Annotated in this window: 18 protein-coding genes and 1 pseudogene; 12 read left to right on the forward strand and 7 right to left on the reverse strand. The window is 72.8% G+C overall.

Going from position 1 to position 20,131, the window contains the following annotated elements; genetic code table 11:
• Positions 1 to 336: pseudogene (locus EAO70_RS38500) on the reverse strand (hypothetical protein); the annotation flags it as partial.
• Between the two features lie 184 nt (positions 337 to 520).
• Here EAO70_RS38500 and EAO70_RS16690 point away from each other — a divergent pair.
• From EAO70_RS16690 to EAO70_RS16725, 8 genes are all read left to right on the forward strand, one after another.
• A complete protein-coding gene (locus tag EAO70_RS16690; RefSeq protein WP_148003769.1) occupies positions 521 to 1,738 on the forward strand; it encodes an amidohydrolase family protein in 1,218 nt (405 codons plus the stop codon).
• A 242-nt stretch (positions 1,739 to 1,980) separates the two neighbouring features.
• On the forward strand, positions 1,981 to 3,276 hold the full coding sequence (locus tag EAO70_RS39280; protein WP_261992908.1) for a hypothetical protein: 1,296 nt from the start codon (positions 1,981 to 1,983) through the stop codon (positions 3,274 to 3,276).
• A 227-nt stretch (positions 3,277 to 3,503) separates the two neighbouring features.
• Positions 3,504 to 4,421: an LLM class F420-dependent oxidoreductase gene (locus tag EAO70_RS16700; RefSeq protein ID WP_148003770.1), complete on the forward strand. Its 918-nt coding sequence runs from the start codon at positions 3,504 to 3,506 to the stop codon at positions 4,419 to 4,421.
• An 11-nt stretch (positions 4,422 to 4,432) separates the two neighbouring features.
• Positions 4,433 to 5,194 carry an SDR family NAD(P)-dependent oxidoreductase gene (locus EAO70_RS16705; RefSeq protein ID WP_148003771.1) on the forward strand — a complete coding sequence of 254 codons (762 nt, stop codon included), beginning with the start codon at positions 4,433 to 4,435 and terminating at the stop codon, positions 5,192 to 5,194.
• 99 nt (positions 5,195 to 5,293) lie between these two features.
• The gene (locus tag EAO70_RS16710; RefSeq protein WP_148003772.1) at positions 5,294 to 6,418 is read left to right on the forward strand and encodes an LLM class flavin-dependent oxidoreductase; all 1,125 of its coding nucleotides are present in this window, start codon (positions 5,294 to 5,296) and stop codon (positions 6,416 to 6,418) included.
• Positions 6,419 to 6,563: 145 nt separating this feature from the next.
• On the forward strand, positions 6,564 to 8,303 hold the full coding sequence (locus EAO70_RS16715) for an N-acyl-D-amino-acid deacylase family protein (protein ID WP_148003773.1): 1,740 nt from the start codon (positions 6,564 to 6,566) through the stop codon (positions 8,301 to 8,303).
• Positions 8,300 to 9,769, forward strand: coding sequence for an aldehyde dehydrogenase family protein (locus EAO70_RS16720; protein WP_410091288.1), 1,470 nt, complete (start codon positions 8,300 to 8,302; stop codon positions 9,767 to 9,769). Before EAO70_RS16715 ends, EAO70_RS16720 begins: the two co-directional genes overlap by 4 nt.
• A gap of 238 nt (positions 9,770 to 10,007) precedes the next feature.
• The gene (locus EAO70_RS16725; protein WP_148003774.1) at positions 10,008 to 11,591 is read left to right on the forward strand and encodes an APC family permease; all 1,584 of its coding nucleotides are present in this window, start codon (positions 10,008 to 10,010) and stop codon (positions 11,589 to 11,591) included.
• Between the two features lie 87 nt (positions 11,592 to 11,678).
• Here EAO70_RS16725 and EAO70_RS16730 read toward each other — a convergent pair whose 3' ends face one another.
• From EAO70_RS16730 to EAO70_RS16740, 4 genes are all read right to left on the reverse strand, one after another.
• Entirely contained in the window at positions 11,679 to 11,882 is a 204-nt protein-coding gene (locus EAO70_RS16730; RefSeq protein ID WP_148003775.1) for a hypothetical protein, read from the reverse strand.
• A gap of 49 nt (positions 11,883 to 11,931) precedes the next feature.
• Entirely contained in the window at positions 11,932 to 12,288 is a 357-nt protein-coding gene (locus EAO70_RS37985; RefSeq protein WP_187283923.1) for a hypothetical protein, read from the reverse strand.
• Complete coding sequence (locus EAO70_RS37990; RefSeq protein WP_187283924.1) at positions 12,289 to 12,432, reverse strand: hypothetical protein; 144 nt, start codon at positions 12,430 to 12,432, stop codon at positions 12,289 to 12,291.
• A 93-nt stretch (positions 12,433 to 12,525) separates the two neighbouring features.
• Positions 12,526 to 12,996 (reverse strand): nuclear transport factor 2 family protein, encoded by a 471-nt coding sequence (locus EAO70_RS16740; RefSeq protein ID WP_148003776.1) that lies wholly within the window; start codon positions 12,994 to 12,996, stop codon positions 12,526 to 12,528.
• 110 nt (positions 12,997 to 13,106) lie between these two features.
• On the opposite strand from EAO70_RS16740, the gene EAO70_RS16745 reads away from it, so the two are divergent.
• The 3 genes from EAO70_RS16745 to EAO70_RS16755 all read left to right on the forward strand — a co-directional run bounded on the left by EAO70_RS16745 (position 13,107) and on the right by EAO70_RS16755 (position 17,875).
• A complete protein-coding gene (locus EAO70_RS16745; RefSeq protein WP_148003777.1) occupies positions 13,107 to 13,937 on the forward strand; it encodes an LLM class F420-dependent oxidoreductase in 831 nt (276 codons plus the stop codon).
• Between the two features lie 117 nt (positions 13,938 to 14,054).
• Positions 14,055 to 16,640, forward strand: coding sequence for a bifunctional FO biosynthesis protein CofGH (locus tag EAO70_RS16750; protein WP_148003778.1), 2,586 nt, complete (start codon positions 14,055 to 14,057; stop codon positions 16,638 to 16,640).
• Between the two features lie 116 nt (positions 16,641 to 16,756).
• Positions 16,757 to 17,875, forward strand: coding sequence for an ADP-ribosylglycohydrolase family protein (locus EAO70_RS16755; protein ID WP_148003779.1), 1,119 nt, complete (start codon positions 16,757 to 16,759; stop codon positions 17,873 to 17,875).
• Between the two features lie 85 nt (positions 17,876 to 17,960).
• On the opposite strand, the gene EAO70_RS16760 is transcribed toward EAO70_RS16755, so the two are convergent.
• Positions 17,961 to 18,743 (reverse strand): SDR family oxidoreductase, encoded by a 783-nt coding sequence (locus EAO70_RS16760; RefSeq protein WP_148003780.1) that lies wholly within the window; start codon positions 18,741 to 18,743, stop codon positions 17,961 to 17,963.
• A 94-nt stretch (positions 18,744 to 18,837) separates the two neighbouring features.
• Between EAO70_RS16760 and EAO70_RS16765 the strand changes: the two genes are divergently transcribed.
• On the forward strand, positions 18,838 to 19,671 hold the full coding sequence (locus EAO70_RS16765; protein ID WP_148003781.1) for a hypothetical protein: 834 nt from the start codon (positions 18,838 to 18,840) through the stop codon (positions 19,669 to 19,671).
• Between the two features lie 157 nt (positions 19,672 to 19,828).
• On the opposite strand, the gene EAO70_RS16770 is transcribed toward EAO70_RS16765, so the two are convergent.
• The gene (locus EAO70_RS16770) at positions 19,829 to 20,029 is read right to left on the reverse strand and encodes a DUF397 domain-containing protein (protein WP_148003782.1); all 201 of its coding nucleotides are present in this window, start codon (positions 20,027 to 20,029) and stop codon (positions 19,829 to 19,831) included.
• Positions 20,030 to 20,131: the final 102 nt, after the last annotated feature.

Below are 20,131 nucleotides of genomic sequence, written 5' to 3' on the forward strand. Positions count from 1 at the left end.
GGGCGCCGGTGCGGGGTGGCCGGCCGGCGTGCCCTCGGTCGGGCCGGGGGTGTGGCTTTCGGACGGGGTCGCGGCCCGGTCCGTGACGGTGTCCGGGGCCTCGCGGTCGGTCCCGGTCCGGTCCGTGGCGGTAGCCGGGGCCCCGCGGTCGGTCCCGGTTCGGTTCTTGACGGTAGCCGGGGCCTGCCCGTCGGCGCCGGTCCGGTCGGTGACCGCTCGGGTCTCCCCGCCCGTCGCCCCGCCGTCGCCCACCTCGGGGTTCCGTTCCGTCCCGGCGTCCGCGCCCGTCCTCGGAGCCCGCTGCGCCGGGACCCGCGGCCCGTTCTCACGGTCCATAGCTCCCCCTGCCCGTACCGCCCACGCTTGTTTCGCCCTGGACAGTCTGCCTTGTCCGGAGGGACTCCGTCAGCATCGGGTCGGCCGGAGTCCGGGCCGTGACGAGGTCGCAGCGAGCCCGTCACACCGCCGATTCCCCGCAGGCTAGCTGACGGGTCGTCAGATCGGCGCTACCGTGAAGTCCATGGAGACCTTCCCGAAGATCATCTCGGTGGACGACCACACCGTGGAGCCCCCGCACGTCTGGCGGGACCGGCTCCCGTCCCGCCACCACGAGACCGGACCCCGGATCGTCCGCGCCCCGCTCAAGGAAATGACCTTCCTCGGCGGGAAGTTCGCCCCCGTCATGGGCGCCAAGGGCGACGACGGCCCGATCGGCGACTGGTGGGTCTACGAGGACCTGCACCGGCCCCTCACCCGCCTCGACACCGCCGTCGGCTACGACCGCGACGAGATACGGCTCGAGGTCATCACCTACGAGCAGATGCGCCCCGGCTCCCACTCCGTGCCCGAGCGGCTCGCCGACATGGACGTCAACCACGTCCAGTCCGCGCTCTGCTTCCCGACCTTCCCCCGCTTCTGCGGGCAGACCTTCACCGAGGCGAGCGACCGCGAACTGGGCCTGCTCTGCGTCCGGGCGTACAACGACTGGATGGTCGAGGAGTGGTGCGGCCCCGAGGCGCGCGGGCGGCTCATCCCGCTCACCCTCATCCCGCTCTGGGACCCGGAGCTCGCCGCCGCCGAGGTGCGCCGCAACGCCGCCCGCGGGGTGCGGGCCGTCGCGTTCTCCGAGATCCCGCCGCACCTCGGGCTCCCCTCGGTGCACACCGACCACTGGGACCCGTTCTTCCGTGCGTGCGACGAGACGGGCACCGTCATCGCGATGCACATCGGCTCGTCCAGCCGGATGCCGTCGACGTCCGCCGACGCCCCGCCGGCCGTGGGCTCCACCATCACCTTCGCCAACTGCTGCTTCTCGATGGTCGACTGGCTGATGAGCGGCAAGTTCGAGCGCTTCCCCGGCCTCCGGATCATGTACGCGGAGGGGCAGATCGGCTGGATCCCGTACATCCTGGAGCGCGCCGACGTCGTGTGGGAGGAGAACCGCGGCTGGGGCGGGGTCGCCGACAAGGTGCTGCGCCCGCCGTCGGAGCTGTTCGCCGAGCACGTCTTCGGCTGCTTCTTCGACGACGCCTTCGGTCTGCGGAACCTCGACGCGATCGGGGCCGGGAACGTCCTCTACGAGACGGACTACCCGCACTCGGACTCCACCTGGCCCAAGTCCAGGGAGGTCGGCGAGGCGCAGATGGGGCACCTGGCCCCGGACGTCGTCGAGCGCATCGTCCGCGGCAACGCGATCGACCTGCTGGGCCTGACGCCGGACGGCCTCTGGCGCCCGTAGCCCCCGAACACGGCCGGGTTTCCCGCGACCGGGCTCCCGGCGGCCGGGCACGTCCCGCGGCCGGGCTCCCTCCACGGTGGGGGAGCCCGGCCGTTCCGTCGCCCGGACGGACCAGTGGGAGGCCCCTCTGATGGCGGAGGGTCAGGGAGTGCGCGCAAATAGTAATCAAGTGTGCGCTTCTGGCACATCACGAGACAGCCAGTGGGCGTCCCTCCGGGACGTCCACGAACGGAGCCTGTGACATGACCCCCCACCCTCTCCCGCACCTTCATCCCGCGGACGACGACATGGAACCCGACGACATACGACCGACCGCAGCACCTCGCCCGGGCCCGTCCCGCGAGCCGGTTGTCTCCTCGCCCCCCACGCTCGACGCACCGCCGCTCCCCGACGCGCCGAAGCCCTACAAGCCCCCGCAGACCCGGCCCGTCGCCGAACAGTCCGCGACGAACGACCAGCCGCCGGCTCCCGAGCCGCCGACCGCCGACCAGCCGGCTGCCGAGCAGTCGACAACCGAGCCGCCTGCCACCCCCGAGCCGCCGATCGCCGACCAGCCGGCCGCCGACCCGGAGCCCCCCACCACCGAAGAGCCCGCCACCGAGGACTCCGCCACCGAGGACTCCGCCACCGAGGAGTCCGGCGACGAGGCGGTCCACACGCTCCTCCGGACCGCCGCGACCGAGCGCCCGGTCGAGGAGGTGGCCGCCCTGGTCGCCCGTCTCCAGGAGACCGGTGAGCTGTCCAGCCCCGCCGACGTGGCGCTCCGCGCCGCGGCCGTCAGCCGCCCGCTGGACGAGGTGCGCGAGCTGCTCGTCCTGCTGAACGCCTCCGGGTACGACCTCCACGAGGCCGAGACCGCCCTGCGCGCCGCGGCGGTCGGCCGCCCGGTCGAGGACGTCGTCCGCCTGGTCGGCATCCTCGGCTCCGACAGCGCCGAATGGCGACCCGCCGGTGGCGGCGACAGCGGGGGCGGGCCGAACCCCGCACCCGGGCCGCAGGACCGGAAGGCCGGTGGCGCCGCCGCCCGGGCCGGTGCCGACCCCGCGAGCGCCCCGAAGAAGCGCGACCGGGGCGCCGCCAAGGGGCGGAGGTCCACCCTGGACGGCGCGCTGGCGTCGGGCCCCGGCAGCCATGTCGCCACGCCCGCGCTGAGGTCGGTGCTGCGCTGGCCCGCCGCGCTCGCGCTGTTCGCCTGCGGTCTGATCCATCTGCCGACCGACCTCGCGGGCCTGCGCTCGGGCGGCGACGCGCAGGCGCTGTCCGCGGTCGTCTCGGTGCTCTGTCTGGCGTGCGCGATCTGGCTCGCGGCCCGGGACACCCTGATCGCCTGGGCCGCCGCCACGGGCGCCGCCGTCTTCGTCATCGCGGTGCACGGCGTCGCGAGCGCGCGCACGGCCGACCTGCTGGGTGACAGCCTCGGCACGACGTTCGCCTGGGCGAAGGCGCTGGCGCTCCTGAGCGCCGTGGGCATCGTCTGCCTGGCGGCCTCGGCCCTGGTGCGCCACGCGAGGACGTCCGGCGCGCCCGACGGCGCCTGACGGCGCCCGGCGGGGCCGCGCTCCGAGCGCTCCCGTCGCTCCGGAGTCCGGTGCCACGGTCCGCCCCCGTCCGGGCAGCTCCCCGCTGCCCGGGCGGGGGCGCCCGTGTGTGTCCGGGACCTCCCCACCCCTTGCCTGATGGACCGTCAGGTACGAGCATGGGCCCTGCTCAATGAAGTGACGATCCGTCAGATGCGGGCCGGGTGCCCGGGCTCAAGGGGGTTTCCGTGGTGGTCTACGGGATGCAGCTGCCGGTCCAGTCGCAGAGCGTGATCTACGCCGAGCCCTGGGAGGCGGGCGCCGGCCCCGCCGATCTCCTCGCCGTCGCCCGCGCCGCCGAGGAGCACGGGTTCGACTACCTCGCGGGCTGTGAGCACGTCGCCATCCCGCGCCGGCTCGCCGAGGCGATGAGCACCGTCTGGTACGACCCGGTCGCCACGCTCTCCTACGTCGCCGCCGCGACCGAGCGGGTCCGGCTGCTCTCGCACGTGGCCGTGGTCGCGCTGCGCCATCCGCTCGCCACCGCCAAGGCGTACGCGACGCTCGACCACCTCTCCGGCGGCCGCCTGGTCCTCGGGGTGGGCGCCGGGCACGTCCAGGAGGAGTTCGAGGCGCTCGGCGTGGACTTCGCCCGCCGGGGCGCCGTGCTCGACGAGACCATGGACGCCCTGCGGGCCGCGCTCGGGCCCGAGGAGTACCCGGAGCACCTGGGCGAGCGGTTCGCCTTCAAGGACCTGGGGCAGCGGCCCCGGCCCGCGCAGGAGCGCGTCCCGCTCTGGGTCGGCGGCTCGTCCCCGGCCGCCGTGCGCCGCGCCGCCGTCAAGGGCGACGGCTGGCTTCCGCAGGGTGACCCGCGCGACCGGCTCGCCGAGCAGATCCGCACCCTCCTGCGGCTCCGTGCCGAGGCCGGGATCGCGGAGCCGATCACCGTCGGCGCGATCGCCGAGCCGCTGTACGTCGGCACGCCCGACTGGCCCGTCGGCCGGCGCACCCTGACCGGCGCCCCGGAGGAGATCGCCGCCTCCCTGCGCGCGTACGGGGAGATGGGCGTGCACCAGATCCAGGTCCGGTTCCGCTCCCGGAGCCGCGCCGAACTCATCGACCAGATGGCGGCCTTCGGCACGGAGGTCGCCCCTCATCTCTAGGGAGTGTCCACATGGGCTCACTCGACGGGCGGGTCGTCCTCGTCACCGGTGCGGCGCGCGGGCAGGGCGAGCAGGAGGCGCGGCTGTTCGCCGCGGAGGGGGCCAGGGTCGTCCTCGCGGACGTGCTCGACGAGGACGTCGCCGCCCTGGCCGGGGAACTGGGGGAGGAGCGGGCGGTCTCCGTCCGTCTGGACGTGACCTGCGAGGACGACTGGGCCGCCGCCGTGGCCGTCGCCAAGGAGCGCTTCGGGAAGATCGACGGGCTGGTCAACAACGCCGGCATCCTCCGCTTCCACCCGCTGCTCGCCACCCCGCTGGAGGAGTTCCAGGCCATCGTCTCGGTCAACCAGACCGGATGCTTCCTCGGGATCCGCGCCGTCGCGCCCGAGATCGCCGCGGCCGGCGGCGGGACGATCGTCAACACGGCCTCGTGCACGGGGCTGACGGGGATGGCGGGGGTCGGCGCGTACGCGGCCTCCAAGCACGCCGTCCTCGGGCTGACCCGGGTGGCCGCGCTCGAACTGGCCGCGCGGGGGATCCGGGTGAACGCCGTCTGCCCCGGCGCCATCGACACGCCCATGAGCAACCCGGAGGGCGTGGACCCCGCCGCCACGGCCGCGCTCTACCGCAGGCTCGTGCCGCTCGGGCGGATCGGGCGCCCGGACGAGGTGGCGGCCCTGGCGCTGTTCCTGACCGGGGACGCCTCGGCGTACATCACGGGGCAGCCGTTCGTGATCGACGGCGGTTGGCTGGCCGGGGTCAGTCCTTTCTGACGTTCCATCAGGTATTGACGCCCTCGGCGCTCGGTGCGAAAGTCGGGCACATCACGAATCTGACGGCTCGTCAGAAACTTACGAGGACGGTGAACCCCCTTGGAATTCGGGATCTTCGTACAGGGATACGTCGGCAAGCGCGCCGAGACCGATCCCGAAGCCGAGCACAAGGCCCTCATGGAGGAGACCGAGTACGTCATCCAGGCGGACAGGTCGGGCTTCAAGTACGCCTGGGCCTCGGAGCACCACTTCCTGGAGGAGTACTCGCACCTCTCCGCCAACGACGTCTACCTGGGCTACCTCGCCCACGCCACCGACCGGATCCACCTCGGCTCCGGCATCTTCAACCCCCTGGCCCCCGTCAACCACCCGGTGAAGGTCGCCGAGAAGGTCGCCATGCTCGACCACCTCTCCGGCGGCCGCTTCGAGTTCGGCTCCGGCCGGGGGGCCGGCTCCCACGAGATCCTCGGCTTCATGCCGGGCATCACCGACATGAACCACACGAAGGAGCTGTGGGAGGAGACGATCGCCGAGTTCCCCAAGATGTGGCTCCAGGACGAGTACGTCGGCTTCCAGGGCAAGCACTGGTCGCTGCCGCCCCGCAAGGTGCTGCCGAAGCCGTACGGGAAGTCCCACCCCGCCATGTGGTACGCGGCCGGCTCCCCGCCCTCGTACGCCATGGCCGGCAAGAAGGGCCTCGGCGTCCTGGGCTTCAGCGTGCAGAAGGTCTCCGACATGGAGTGGGTCCTCGACTCGTACAAGACGGCCATCAAGGAGGCCAAGGCGATCGGCGACTTCGTCAACGACAACGTCATGGTGACCTCGACCGCGATCTGCGCCGAGACCCACGACAAGGCGGTCGAGATCGCCGTCGGCGGCGGACTGAACTACCTCCAGTCGCTGCTCTTCCGCTACCACGACACCTTCCCGCGCCCCGAGGGCATCCCCGAGTGGCCGGAGCTCCTGCCCGAGTACTCGGCCGAGATCATCGAACTCCTCATCCAGGAGGAGCTGATGATCTGCGGCGACCCCTCGGAGGTGCTGGCCCAGTGCAAGCGGTGGGAGCAGGCGGGGGCGGACCAGCTCTCCTTCGGGCTGCCGATCGGGATCTCGTACGAGGACACGATGAACTCGATCAGGCTGATCGGTGAGCACGTGATCCCGAAGATCGACACGGACCCGGTCCACCGCACGACCCGCTTCCGGCAGTCCGCCGGCGCCTGAGGGCCCCACGCCGGCGGGCGGAGCGCGACGAGCGCGGGGTGGTGTCTTCCCGGACCGCCGCCCCGTACCGGCCCCGGCCGGAGGCCGTTCCGCGGCGGCCCCCGGTCCGGGGCACACCCGTGTCAGCGTCCAGAAAGGGACCGTCATGCTCGACCACCTCATCACGGGCGCCACCGTCGTGGACGGCACCGGCGCCCCCGCCCGCACCGCCGACGTCGGCATCCGCGACGGCCGGATCGCCGTCGTCGCCGAGCCCGGCACCGTCCGCGAGGAGGCCCGGACCGGCGAGGACGCCACCGGCCTCGTCCTCGCGCCCGGTTTCGTCGACCCGCACACCCACTACGACGCCCAGCTGTTCTGGGACCCGTACGCCACCCCCTCGATGAACCACGGCGTCACCACCGTCGCCGGCGGCAACTGCGGCTTCACCCTCGCCCCGCTCCACCCGGACCGCCCCGAGGACGCCGACTACACGCGCCGCATGATGTCCAAGGTCGAGGGGATGGCCCTGAAGGCTCTGGAGGAGGGCGTCGACTGGTCCTGGTCGTCGTTCGCCGAGTACCTCGACGCCCTCGACGGCCGGATAGCCGTCAACGCCGGCTTCATGGTCGGCCACTGCGCCCTGCGCCGGTACGTGATGGGCGCCGACGCCGTCGGCGGCCGGCCCACCCCCGAGCAGCTCGCGCACATGGTCGCCCTCCTCAAGGAGGCGATGGAGGCCGGCGCCTGGGGGCTCTCGACCACCCAGTCGGCGACCCACTCCGACGGCGACGGCGCCCCCGTCGCCTCCCGGCACGCGACCCCCGAGGAGCTCGTCGCCCTGTCCGCGGCGGTCGGCGAGCACGAGGGCACCCAGCTGGAGGCGATCCTCGCGGGCTGCCTCGACCAGTTCTCCGACGACGAGATCGAGCTGTTCGTCGAGATGACCGCCGCCGCCGGACGGCCCCTCAACTGGAACGTCCTCACCATCGACGCCGCCGTCCCCGAACGGGTCCCGCGCCAGCTCACCGCCTCCGAGCGGGCCCGGAAGGCCGGCGGCCGGATCGTCGCCCTCACCATGCCGATCCTGACCCCGATGAACATGTCCCTCGGCACGTTCTGCGCGCTCAACCTCATCCCCGGCTGGGGCGAGATCCTCGCCCTCCCCGTCCCCGAGCGCATCGAGAGGCTCCGCGACCCCGCCGTCCGGGCCGAGATGCTGCGCCGCGCCGACTCCCGCGAGGCCGGGGTCTTCCGGCGGCTCGCCCACTTCGGGCGGTACGTCATCGGGGACACGTACAGCGAGGAGAACGAGGGCCTCACCGGCCGGGTCGTCGACGACATCGCGGCCGAGCGCGGCCAGGACGCCTTCCAGTGTCTCGTCGAGATCTGCGCCCACGACGGGCTGCGGACGGTCCTGTGGCCGATGCCCAGCGACAACGACCCGGCCTCCTGGGCGCTGCGCCGCGAGACCTGGGACCACGAGGACGTGCTGCTCGGCGGCTCGGACGCGGGCGCCCACCTGGACCGGATGTGCGGAGCGCCGTACACGACCCGGTTCCTCGGCGACTGCCTGCGCGGCCGGAAGCTCGTCCCGCTGGAACGGGCCGTGCGGATGCTGAGTGACGACCCGGCGCGGCTCTTCGGACTCCGCGAGCGCGGCCGGATCGCCGAGGGCTACCACGCCGACCTGGTCCTGTTCGATCCGGAGCGGATCGACGCCGGACCGGCGACCCTCGTGCACGACCTGCCGGGGGACAGCCCGCGGCTCGACTCGCGGGCCGTCGGGATCGTGTCGGTGCGGGTCAACGGCGTGGAGACGGTGCGGGACGACGAGGTGACCGGCGCGATACCGGGCAAGGTGCTGCGCTCCGGCCGCGACACGAGGACGGTGGCGACCAGGTGAACCAGCTGAGCCAGACGAACCCGAGGCTGTTCATCGGCGGGGAGTGGGTCGAGCCGGACGGCGGGCACTACGAGGTGATCGACCCGGCCACCGAGGAGGTCGTCGGGCTCGCCCCGGAGGCCTCCCGCGCCCAGGTGTACGACGCTGCGGCCGCGGCCCGCGAGGCCTTCGCCTCCTGGTCCCGGACCCGCCCGGAGGAGCGGGCGGCGATCCTCGACCGGGCCGCCGACCTGATGGCCCGGGACGCCGAGGCGAACACGCTCCTGGCCCGCGCCGAGACCGGCGCCACCACCGGCACCGCGCGCGGCATGCAGGTGGCCGTCGGCGCCGCCCGGTTCCGGCGGTACGCGCGCGGGGCGCTGGAACCGGTCGAACAGGCCCTGCCCCCGCAGATCAACGAGGCCGGCCCGATGGGGAAGGCCGGGGTGTTCGGCGCGGTCGCGGTGCGCCGCCCGGTCGGCGTCGTCACCTGCGTCACCTCGTACAACAACCCCTGGGCCAATCCGGCGGGCAAGATCGCCCCCGCGCTCGCCATGGGCAACACGGTCCTGGTGAAGCCCGCCCCGCAGGACCCGCTCTCCGTGTACGCGATGACCCGGGCCCTGGAGGAGGCGGGCGTCCCGCCGGGCGTCGTCAACGTGGTCACCGGCTCCTCGGCGGAGGCGGGGCGGGCGGCCGTGGACTCGCCGGACGTCGACATGGTGTCGTTCACCGGCTCCACGGCGGTCGGGCAGGCGATCGGCGAGGTCTGCGGCCGCACGCTCAAGCGGCAGCTGATGGAGCTGGGCGGCAAGGGCGCCGCGCTCGTCCTCGACGACGCCGACCTCGACGCGGCGGTGCTGGGGATCGGGACGACGTTCTCCTTCTACAGCGGGCAGATCTGCACCGCCCCGACCCGGGTGCTCGCCCAGCGCGGGATCTACGAGCGGCTGATCGGGAAGCTCACCGGCTATCTGGCCTTCATGAAGGTGGGGAACCCGGCGGAGAAGGGCACGATCGTCGGCCCGGTGATCTCGGCGGCCCACCGCGACCGGGTGGAGGCGTACGTGGAGCTCGGCCGCAGGGAGGGGGCGCGGGTCGTCGCGGGCGGTGAGCGCCCGGACCTCCCGAAGGGCTTCTACGTCGCTCCGACGCTGCTGGCCGACTGCACGAACGAGATGCGGGTGGTGCGGGAGGAGATCTTCGGGCCGGTCGTGGTGGTGGTCCCCTTCGACGACGAGGAGGAGGGGATCGCGCTCGCCAACGACAGCGACTACGGGCTCCTCGACTACGTGTGGTCGGGCGACGTGGCCCGCGCCTTCCGGATCGCGGCCCGGCTGCGGGCCGGCGGGGTGGGCGTGAACACGATCGGGCGGAACATGGAGGCGCCGTTCGGCGGATTCAAGCGGAGCGGGGTCGGACGGGACGTCGGCTCGTACGCGCTGCACGCGTACAGCGAGCTGCAGGCGGTGGTGTGGCCGGGCTGACGACGACCGCGAAAATTCCTCGGGAAAATTTCTAAACGGGCATATCGGGCGGAGCTGCGGTTCCCGCATATCGGACACGGGTCGACCGACCTACCAGTTGGTCGGTCCGTTCCGTTGGTCGATCTTTCAATCATTGGCGAGAGCCCGATTCGACCCGTTCAATGCAAGGCGGTGATCGATCGGGTGCGCGGATTCAGATCCTCCGGATAAGGAAACCGCAGCACTTAACGTCCTGTTCATGACTCAGGTGGATGCGCGGCCCCAGGCCGGAGACACGGTAAGGGGCGTCAAGACCCCGGGTGGTACCGACGGCGCGGCCGGCGCCCACGGCGTGCGCACCAAAGGCCTCGGAGGGAACTCCGTCGGCCTCCTCGGCAGCGCGGTCATCGGCATCTCGACCGTCGCCCCCGTCTACTGCCTGACCTCGACGCTCGGCTCCACCGCCGGCGAGGTCGGACTGCAGATGCCCGCGATCTTCCTCGCCGGCTTCCTTCCGATGCTCCTCGTCGCCTTCGCGTACCGGGAGCTCAACCGGGTCATGCCCGACTGCGGCACCTCGTTCACCTGGACCGTGAAGGCCTTCGGGCCCCGGATCGGCTGGATGTGCGGCTGGGGCCTCGTCATCGCGACGATCATCGTCCTCTCCAACCTGGCGGGCGTCGCGACCTCGTACTTCTGGCTCCTCGCCGGTGAGATCAGCGGCAGCGAGTCGATCGCCGCGCTGGACGACAACAAGGCCGTCCACATCGTCACCTGCCTGGCCCTGATCGCCGCGGCCACCGCGATCAGCTACCGCGGCATGACCGCCACCAAGGGCGTCCAGTACACCCTCGTCGGCCTCCAGCTCGTCGTGCTCGCCGTCTTCGTCGGCATGGCCCTGACGAAGGCCGGCTCCTTCGAGACCTCGGTCGACTTCTCCTGGTCCTGGATGAACCCGTTCGCGGTCCAGTCCTTCGCGGCCTTCACCGCCGGCCTCTCGCTCTCGATCTTCATGTACTGGGGCTGGGACGCCTGCATGGCGACCAACGAGGAGACCACCGGCAGCGCCAAGACCCCCGGCCGCGCCGCGCTCATCGCGATGGTCGTCCTGGTCGGCTCCTACCTGGCCACCGGCATCGCCGCCCAGATGGTCGTCGGCTCCGGCGAGAAGGGCCTCGGCCTCGCCAACCCGGAGACCTCCGACAACGTCTTCGCCGCGCTCGCCGGCCCGGTCATGGGCCCCACGCTCGGTGTGCTGCTCTTCGTCGCGGTCCTCGCCTCGGCCGCCGCCAGCCTCCAGACGACGTTCATCCCGGTCGCCCGCACGGTGCTCGCCATGGCCACCTACGAGGCCCTGCCGAAGTCCTTCACCAAGGTCCACCCGATCTTCAAGACGCCCGGCAAGGCCACGATCGTCGCGGGAGTCGCCACCGGCGCCTTCTACACCGTGATGACCCTGCTCAGCGAGAACGTCCTGGTCGACACCATCTACGCGCTCGGCCTGATGATCTGCTTCTACTACGCGCTCACGGCCTTCGCCTGCGTCTGGTACTTCCGCGGCGAGCTGTTCCGCTCCGGCCGGGACTTCGCCTACAAGGGCCTGATGCCGCTCCTCGGCGGGCTCATGCTCACCGCCGTCTTCGGCAAGACCCTGTACGACATGTGGGACCCGGCCTACGGCTCCGGCTCCGCGGTCTTCGGCGTCGGCTCGGTCTTCGTGATCGGCGTCGGCCTGCTGCTCATCGGCGTGGTCATCATGCTGGTCATGCAGCGCCGCAGCCCCGCCTTCTTCCGGGGCGAGGTCCTGACGAAGGAGACCCCGTCGCTGGTCGTCGCCGACTGAGCCCGGCGCGGTCGTCCTGAGTCGTCCGAACACGAAGGTGGCGGGCCCGTGGGGGGTCCCGCCACCTTCGTCTTTCCCGCCGCCCGGTCAGCGCCCGGGGAGCAGGCGCTCCACCGCCGCGTTCACCGGCGGCAGGTCGGGCGTACCGGCCGGCTTGGCCTTCGGTGTCAGGACGCCGCTGAGCGGCACCACCGACGGCAGGCTCGCGTCGGCGGCGGCGGTCCCGGCGGCGGCGAGGCCGCCGGACGCGGCGAAACAGGTCAGGGCGACTGCGGTGAGCATCTTCTTCATGCCCGCACCAACGCGGACGACCGCGATCCGGTTACGACGGCCGGGCGGATCACCCCCCTGCCGACCCGCCGAGCCCCGGCCGGGCCTCGGTGATCAGCCCGTCCCCGCGATCAGCCGAGGCGGCCGTAGAGGCGTGCCACGTTCTCGTCAGCGTCGCCGTGAGCCGGGCGGCGACCTGGGCGACGGCCTCCGGCGAGGGCTCGGCGCCGAAGGCGGCGTACGGGGCGGAGACCGCGCTCGGCAGGACGGGATCGCCGGCGCCGACCATCCGTACCGTGACGCCCTCGGGCGGGGCGGGGAGCGCGCCGCCCCCTTCCGGGGCCTCCAGGACCATCAGGGGGTGCTCGCGCACCGCGAGCCCGCTCTTCTCGACGGCCGCGCGGAGCCCCGGCGTCGTCTCCGCCACCTACTCGAACGCCTCGGGCGCCCCCAGCTCGCGCTGCCGCTCCCGTACGCGCTCCACGTCCGCGACGGACGCGTCACCGGAGTGTCCGAGCGCGGGCCGCGCGCAGTACGGCCAGCCCTCCCCCTCGCGGACGAACAGGCGCAACGGCCCGAACTTCTCGACGCGGGCGGCTGACGGCGTCGTAGCACGCCTCGAGTCGGTTCAGCATGCCCGCCATCCAGGCAGCGGGGCCAGGCCCTACGGGAGCACCGGCGGATTTCCCTGCTTCCAGGCGATGCGGAGATCGGCCCGGGACAGCCGCCATCCTCCGGCGGTGCGGACGAGTTCGTTCTCCGTCCGCCCGCCGGAGACGAACAGCTCGCCGTCGGCCGCGAGGACGTGGGTGGAGAGCTGGTTGCCGAGCAGGGTGGCACGGTCGCCGTCCACGTCGATCAGGTAGTTCGAGCCGAAGTGCACGGTCCGGTCGAAGAGCCCCATCGCCATCCGCACGTTCGCGGCGATGGCGTCCCGGCCGCGCACGTCCCCGGCGGGGGTGGAGGTGGTCGCGTCCTCGGTGAAGAAGGCGGCCGCCCAGCTCTCGTCGTACGTGCCCCGGTCGTCCAGGGAGCGGAGGTAGCGGTCGAAGTGACGGGTGATGGCGGCGGTGTCACTGAGGGCTGCGGTGACGTCGGTGCTCGCGATGGCTTCGGCGGCGGTGTTCGTGTTCATGTGAGAAGCCTCTTACCTCGACCAAAGTTGAGGTCAAGGGGTGATTTCAGGGACCGGGCCGTGTCGTCGCGACTCTCGGAAATCGCGGCCGCAGCCCCTACCGTGCCGCTATGCGGATCTCGACCACGATCTTCCTGACCGACGAGACCATCAGCCCCGTGCGGCTCGCGCGCGAACTCGAACAGCGCGGGTTCGGCGGGCTCTACCTCCCGGAGCACACCCACATCCCCGTGGCCCGGGACACGGAGTACCCGGTGGGCGGCGAACTGCCCCGCGAGTACGGCCGCACCCTCGACCCGCTCGTGGCCCTCGGCCAGGCCGCGGCGGTCACCGAGCGCCTGGCGCTCGGCACCGGCATCACGCTGATCACCGAGCACGACCCGATCGCCCTCGCGAAGCAGATCGCGACCCTCGACCACCTCTCCGGGGGCCGCTTCACCCTCGGTCTCGGCTTCGGCTGGAACAAGGAGGAGGCTGCCGACCACGGCGTCGAGTGGTCGACCCGCCGCGAGCTCGGCCGCGACCGCCTCGACCTGATGCGCGCCCTCTGGGCACCGGAACCCACCGGGTACGAGGGCGCGTTCGGCCATTCCGTCCGCCCCTCGGAGGCCTGGCCGAAGCCCGCGGGCGGCGCGCCCCGCATCCTGCTGGGCGGTGCGGCGGGCCCGAAGCTCTTCGCGCAGATCGCCGCGCAGACCGACGGCTGGATGCCGATCGGCGGCCGCGGTCTGACCGAGTCGCTGCCGGTCCTCAGGGCGGCGTGGGAGGAGGCCGGCCGCGACCCGAAGGCCCTGGAGGTCGTCCCGTACGCGGTCCTCCCGTCGCAGGGCAAGCTCGCCCACTACGCGGAACTGGGCTGCCAGGAGGTCGTCCTCCAGCTCCCGCCCGAGGGCGAGCCGGAGGTCCTGCGCGTCCTGGACGCCTACGCCGAGTACCTCTGAGCGCCGGACGCCGGGCAGCGGGCGGGGGTGGGTGCGATGGCCGGCCGGGTGACCGGATCCGCCGCTTCCTGCGGGGACCCGAAGCCTGCTCCCGGCACCCGCTCGTATGCTCGGTCCATGACGGATGACCAGGAAGCTCGCCCCTCCGCGAACGCGATGCGCCGTGCTCTGAAGCGGGCGCGGGACGGCGTCGCGCTCGATGTCGGCGAGGCGGCCGTGCTGTTGCGGGCGRGGGGCGATGATCTGGCGGACCTGGTGGCGTCGGCGGGGCGGGTGCGGGACGCGGGTCTGGAGGCCGCGGGGCGGCCGGGGGTCATCACGTACTCCAAGAGCGTGTTCATACCGCTGACCCGGCTGTGCCGGGACAAGTGCCACTACTGCACGTTCGTGACCGTCCCCGGCAAGCTGCGCAGGGACGGGCACGGGATGTTCATGTCCCCGGACGAGGTGCTCGACATCGCCCGCCGGGGTGCGGAACTGGGCTGCAAGGAAGCCCTGATCACGCTGGGCGACAAGCCGGAGGACCGGTGGCCCGAGGCCCGCGAGTGGCTCGACGCGCACGGCTACGACGACACCCTCGCCTACGTCCGGGCCATGGCCATCCGCATCCTGGAGGAGACCGGGCTCCTGCCCCACCTGAATCCCGGAGTGCTGTCCTGGACCGACTTCCAGCGCCTCAAGCCGGTCGCGCCGTCGATGGGGATGATGCTGGAGACGACCGCGACCCGTCTGTGGTCGGAGCCGGGCGGCCCGCACCACGGCTCGCCGGACAAGGAGCCGGCCGTGCGGCTGCGGGTCCTGGAGGACGCCGGCCGGTCCTCCGTCCCCTTCACCTCCGGCCTCCTGCTCGGGATCGGGGAGACGCTGGAGGAGCGGGCCGAGTCGCTGTTCGCGCTGCGGCGGGTGGCGCGGGCGTACCACTCGGTGCAGGAGCTGATCATCCAGAACTTCCGCGCCAAGCCGGACACGGCGATGCGCGGGATGCCGGACGCGGAGCTGGACGACCTGGTCGCCACCGTCGCCGTCGCCCGGCACATCATGGGCCCCTCGGCCTGCCTCCAGGCGCCGCCGAACCTGGTCGACTCCGAGTACGAGAGGCTGATCGCGGCCGGTATCGACGACTGGGGTGGTGTCTCGCCCCTCACCATCGACCACGTGAACCCCGAGCGCCCCTGGCCGCGGATCGAGGAGCTGGCCGCCAAGTCTCGGGCGGCCGGATTCGAGCTGCGCGAACGGCTCTGCGTCTACCCGGAGTTCGTCTCCCGGGGCGAGCCGTGGCTCGACCCGCGCCTCCTGCCGCACGTCCGCGCGCTCGCCGACCCCGAGACCGGCCTGGCGAACCCGGACGCGCCGGTGCGGGGTCTGCCGTGGCAGGAGCCGGACGAGGCGTTCACCGCCGCCGGGCGGACCGATCTGCACGTCACCATCGACACCACCGGCCGTACCCACGACCGCCGCGAGGACTTCGACCACGTCTACGGCGACTGGGACGCCCTCCGCGAGGCCGCCGCCCCCGGCATGGTCCCCCAGCGGGTCGACGCTGACGTCCGCGAGGCCCTCGCCGTCGCCGCCGACGACCCGACCGGACTCACCGACGCCCAGGCCCTCGCCCTGCTGCACGCCGACGGCCCGGCGCTCGACGCCCTGGCCCGTATCGCCGACGACGTCCGCAAGACCGTCTCCGGCGACGAGGTCACCTACATCGTCACCCGGAACATCAACTTCACCAACGTCTGCTACACCGGCTGCCGGTTCTGCGCCTTCGCCCAGCGCCGCACCGACGCCGACGCCTACACCCTCTCCCTGGACCAGGTCGCCGACCGCGCCGCCCAGGCCTGGGACGTCGGCGCGGTCGAGGTCTGCATGCAGGGCGGCATCCACCCCGACCTGCCCGGCACCGCCTACTTCGACATCGCCCGCGCGGTGAAGGAGCGGGTGCCCGGCATGCACGTCCACGCCTTCTCCCCGATGGAGGTCGTCAACGGCGCCACCCGCACCGGCCTCTCGATCCGCGAATGGCTCACCGCCGCCAAGGAGGCCGGGCTCGACTCCATCCCCGGCACCGCCGCCGAGATCCTCGACGACGAGGTCCGCTGGGTCCTCACCAAGGGCAAGCTCCCCACCGCCACCTGGATCGAGGTCGTCACCACCGCCCACGAACTCGGCATCCGGTCGAGCTCCACGATGATGTACGGGCACGTGGACCAGCCCCGCCACTGGCTCGGCCACCTGCGCACCCTGGCCCGCATCCAGCAGGAGACGGGCGGCTTCACCGAGTTCGTGACGCTGCCCTTCATCCACACCAACGCGCCGGTCTACCTCGCCGGCATCGCCCGCCCCGGCCCGACCGCCCGCGACAACCGTGCCGTCACCGCCATGGCCCGTCTCCTGCTGCACCCGCACATCCCCAACATCCAGACCAGCTGGGTCAAGCTCGGCACCGAGGGCGCCGCCGAGATGCTCCGCTCGGGCGCCAACGACCTCGGCGGCACCCTCATGGAGGAGACGATCTCCCGGATGGCCGGGTCGAGTTACGGCTCCCACCGCTCCATCCAGGACCTGGAGGCCATCGCCGAAGCGGCCGGCCGCCCGGCGAAGCCCCGGACGACCCTCTACGGCGAGGTACCGGAGGAACGGCAGCGCACGGCGAGGGCCTCGGACGGACACCTGCCCGCACTCCTGCCGGTCCTTCCGCAGGAGTGAACTGCGGTCAAAAGTGGATCGAAAGGGTTCGGATCGCATAACGTTCCGGACCCCGAGCGGACGTACCCGGTCCATTACAGTGCTGCGCAGACCGGTCTACGGGGGGAGGGCACGACGTGGCCACGACAGCCGCGGCCGTGTGGGGCCGCGCCGAACAGCAGGACTTCCGCGCCCGCGTACGGGGCTGTCTGCTCGGCGGAGCCCTCGGGGACGCCCTGGGCGCCGGGGTCTCGGGCCTCACCCTCGACGAGATCCTGGAGCGGCACGGACCTGACGGACTCGGGGAGCCCGCACCCGCCTTCGGACGGCGCGGCGCCGTCACGGCCGCCACCCAGACGGCGCTCTTCACCGTCGACGGCCTGATCCGCGCGCAGGTCCGCCGGGACACCGGCGCCTGGCACCCGCCCACCGACGTCCACCGGGCCCATCTGCGCTGGGCCGCCACCCAGCGCGACTGGGGCCCCGACGAGCGCCGCAAGGACAACGGCTTCCTCGCCGCCGAGGAATGGCTCTACGCCCGCCGCGACCCGTCCCGCGCCTGCCTCACCGGCCTCGGCGACGAGATCCTGGGCACCCTCGACAAGCCCAAGAACCCGCAGGCCGCCGACGCCGGCGCCGTCGTCCGCTCCGCGCCCTTCGGGCTGCTCGTCGGCTGGGAGCCGCAGCTGGTCTGCCAGCTCGCCGTGGAGTGCGCCGTGCAGACCCACGGCGCCCCGGCCGCGAGCCTCGCCGCCGGCGCCTTCGCGGTCGTCGTCCACGGCCTGGCGCGCGGCGGCTCCGTGGAGGCGTCCGTCGACCGGGCCCTCGGACAGCTGGCGGAGCGCCCCGGCCACGAGCCGGTCACCGAGGCACTGGGCCGCGCCCTCGGAGCCGTACGGGAAGGAGTTCCCGCCCCGGAGCGGGTGGCCGCCCTCGGGGCGGCCGAGGACCGGGCCGAGGGGCAGCTGGCGGCGGCCGTGTACTGCGCGCTGGTCGGCGAGGACGTACGGCACGGGCTGCGGCTCGCGGTGAACCACGACGGGCCGTCGGCGGTGACCGGGGCGCTGACGGGCGCGCTGCTCGGCGCCCTGCACGGCGAGACGGCCCTCCCGCCGGCCTGGATCGCCGAACTGGAGGGCCGTGCGACGGTCCTGGAGATCGCGGACGACTTCGCGATGGAGATGACCCAGGGAGCCGCCCTGCACGGCCCGACGGAGTCGTCACCGGGCTGGCTGGCCCGCTACCCGAGGGGCTGACGGGCGCCCCCGTCCGGGGCGGGCGCCGCACTCCGGGGGCCGACCGGACCGCGTGATGCCCTGCGCCGGCAGACCCCCTTGACCGTCAGCGCATCAGCTCGCCCGCGTTGACGAGGAGGGACTGCCCCGTGATCGCCCGTGCCCGGTCCGAGGCGAGGAAGGCCGCCGCCTCCGCCACGTCCCCGTCCGTCGCGAGCTCCGGGAGGGCCATCCGCTCGGTGAGCCGGGCGAGCACCTCCTCCTCCGGGACCTGCTCGGTGTGCGCGGTGAACTGGACGAAGGCCTGCACCGGCGGACCCCACATCCAGCCGGGCAGCACGGTGTTGACCCGGATCCGGTACGGCCCGAGCTCGTGCGCCAGGGAGTACATGGCCGAGGTCAGCGCCCCCTTGGAGGCCCCGTACGCGGCCTGCCGCACCTGGGAGGGCGCGGCCACCGCCGACTGGGTGCCGATCAGGACGACCGATCCGCCGCGCACCTTGAGCGCCGGCAGACAGGCCCGGGTCATTCGCAGGGTCCCGAGCAGGTTGACGTCCAGGACCCCCTGCCAGGTGGCGAAGTCGGCGTCCTCCAGACCGCCGAAGCAGGAGTCCCGGGCGGCGACGTGCACCACCGCGTCGATCCCGCCGAAGCGCTCGGTGGCGAGGGCGGCGAGCGCCTCGCACTGGCCCTCGTCGGTGATGTCGGTGACCCGGTACGCCGTACGGCGCCCCGTAGGGTCCAACTCGGCCGCGGACTTGGCGAGGTTGGCCTCGGTCCGGGCGCCGAGGACCGCGTTCCCGCCGTCCCGCACGACCGCCTCGGCGACCCGGTGCCCGAGCCCCGCGCCGACGCCCGACACGACGACCGTCTTCCCCTGGAGCAGCATCCGGACCCCTCTCAAGCCTGGCCAAGTATCTGACGGTCCGTCAGAGTGGTGGTCAGGTTAGGTCCCCGTCACCGACTTGGGAAGAGGTGCGCGCGTGAGCGAGGAGACCCGCAGCGACACGTACGCGGAGCTGGCGTCCGTCGGCCCGTACGGGGTGCGTCCCGGCCATGCCCTGATCACCATGGTCGAGCCGCACCCGGGCCACGAGTACGCCTACAACCGCTGGTACGAGGACGACCACTACTACGCCGGCGCGATGGCGATGCCCTGGATGTACGCGGGCCGCCGCTGGGTCGCCACGCGCGAACTCCAGGAGCTCCGCGTCCCGGAGAAGTCCGCCGTCGCCCGGCCCGTCACCGCCGGCTGCTACCTCTCCACGTACTGGATCACCGAGGGCCGCTACGACGACCACATGAAGTGGACCGTCGGCATCAACAAGCGCCTCAACCGGGACGCCCGCGTCCACCAGGAGCGGACCCATGTCTTCACCGCGTTCCAGGACCACGAGGCCACCGTCTACCGGGACGGGGCGGCCGGCCCGCGCGACTTCCACGCCCTCGACCACCCCTACGCCGGGCTGATCCTCCAGGTCGTCGACGCGGCGGGCCCGGAGGAGCGCGCGACCCTCCTCGACCACCTCCGGAGCCGGGAACTCCCCCGTCGGCTCGCCGGCTCCCCGGCGGCGATGGTCACGGTCTTCCGCCCGACCCCGCTGCCCGGCGACCGCATGACGTACGTGAAACAGGTCGAGGGCGTCGACACCCGGCTCACCCTGCTGTGGTTCCTGGAACAGGACCCGGCGGAATGCTGGCCGACCCACTTCGCGGACCTGGAGTCCCTGGGCGGCCCGGCGGCCCGGGTGGAACTGGTGGCCCCCTTCATCCCCACGGTCCCGGGCACGGACCTGTACGTGGACCGGCTGCGGTAGGGGAGGCGACCGGGCCCGGGCAAAGGCAGAGCCCCCTCGGCCAGGACGGCGGCCGGTCGAGGGGGCTCATTCGTACAGCGGGTGGTGCGGGTGTTCGTCCAGCGGGTGGTGCCGATACGGCGCATGGTGCCGGCGCCGACCGCTTCGGCGACGGGGCTCAGAGGGCCCCGTCGCTCACCTCGCCGACGAAGGCGTTCCACGATCCCGGTCCGAAAGAGAGGGAGGGGCCCTCAGGGGCCTTGGAGTCGCGCACCGTGATCGCGGTCACGAGGGGGGACTTCACTTCGACGCAGGCCCCGTTCCCTCCGGAGTACGAGGACTTCGTCCAGGTGTCGGTGCCACCCTGAATAATCGCCATGCTGCTCAGCTCCGGTTCTGCCAGTTGATGTGTCGCGCCAACGTTCTCGCCGGCGTGATCGACGCTACTCGTCGGTCCGGTCCGGCGTGACCGGCGTTCACA

Source organism: Streptomyces sp. adm13(2018) (assembly GCF_008042145.1).
Lineage (GTDB): Bacteria > Actinomycetota > Actinomycetes > Streptomycetales > Streptomycetaceae > Streptomyces.

What these genes read in the sequence shown, in the direction of transcription:
- EAO70_RS16725 (WP_148003774.1), top strand. Translation starts at nt 10,008, where the DNA reads ATGACTCAGGTGGATGCGCGGCCCCAGGCCGGAGACACGGTAAGGGGC.
- EAO70_RS16770 (WP_148003782.1), bottom strand. Translation starts at nt 20,029, where the DNA reads ATGGCGATTATTCAGGGTGGCACCGACACCTGGACGAAGTCCTCGTAC.
- EAO70_RS16715 (WP_148003773.1), top strand. Translation starts at nt 6,564, where the DNA reads ATGCTCGACCACCTCATCACGGGCGCCACCGTCGTGGACGGCACCGGC.
- EAO70_RS16705 (WP_148003771.1), top strand. Translation starts at nt 4,433, where the DNA reads ATGGGCTCACTCGACGGGCGGGTCGTCCTCGTCACCGGTGCGGCGCGC.
- EAO70_RS16760 (WP_148003780.1), bottom strand. Translation starts at nt 18,743, where the DNA reads ATGCTGCTCCAGGGGAAGACGGTCGTCGTGTCGGGCGTCGGCGCGGGG.
- EAO70_RS16730 (WP_148003775.1), bottom strand. Translation starts at nt 11,882, where the DNA reads ATGAAGAAGATGCTCACCGCAGTCGCCCTGACCTGTTTCGCCGCGTCC.
- EAO70_RS16690 (WP_148003769.1), top strand. Translation starts at nt 521, where the DNA reads ATGGAGACCTTCCCGAAGATCATCTCGGTGGACGACCACACCGTGGAG.
- EAO70_RS16745 (WP_148003777.1), top strand. Translation starts at nt 13,107, where the DNA reads ATGCGGATCTCGACCACGATCTTCCTGACCGACGAGACCATCAGCCCC.
- EAO70_RS16740 (WP_148003776.1), bottom strand. Translation starts at nt 12,996, where the DNA reads ATGAACACGAACACCGCCGCCGAAGCCATCGCGAGCACCGACGTCACC.
- EAO70_RS39280 (WP_261992908.1), top strand. Translation starts at nt 1,981, where the DNA reads ATGACCCCCCACCCTCTCCCGCACCTTCATCCCGCGGACGACGACATG.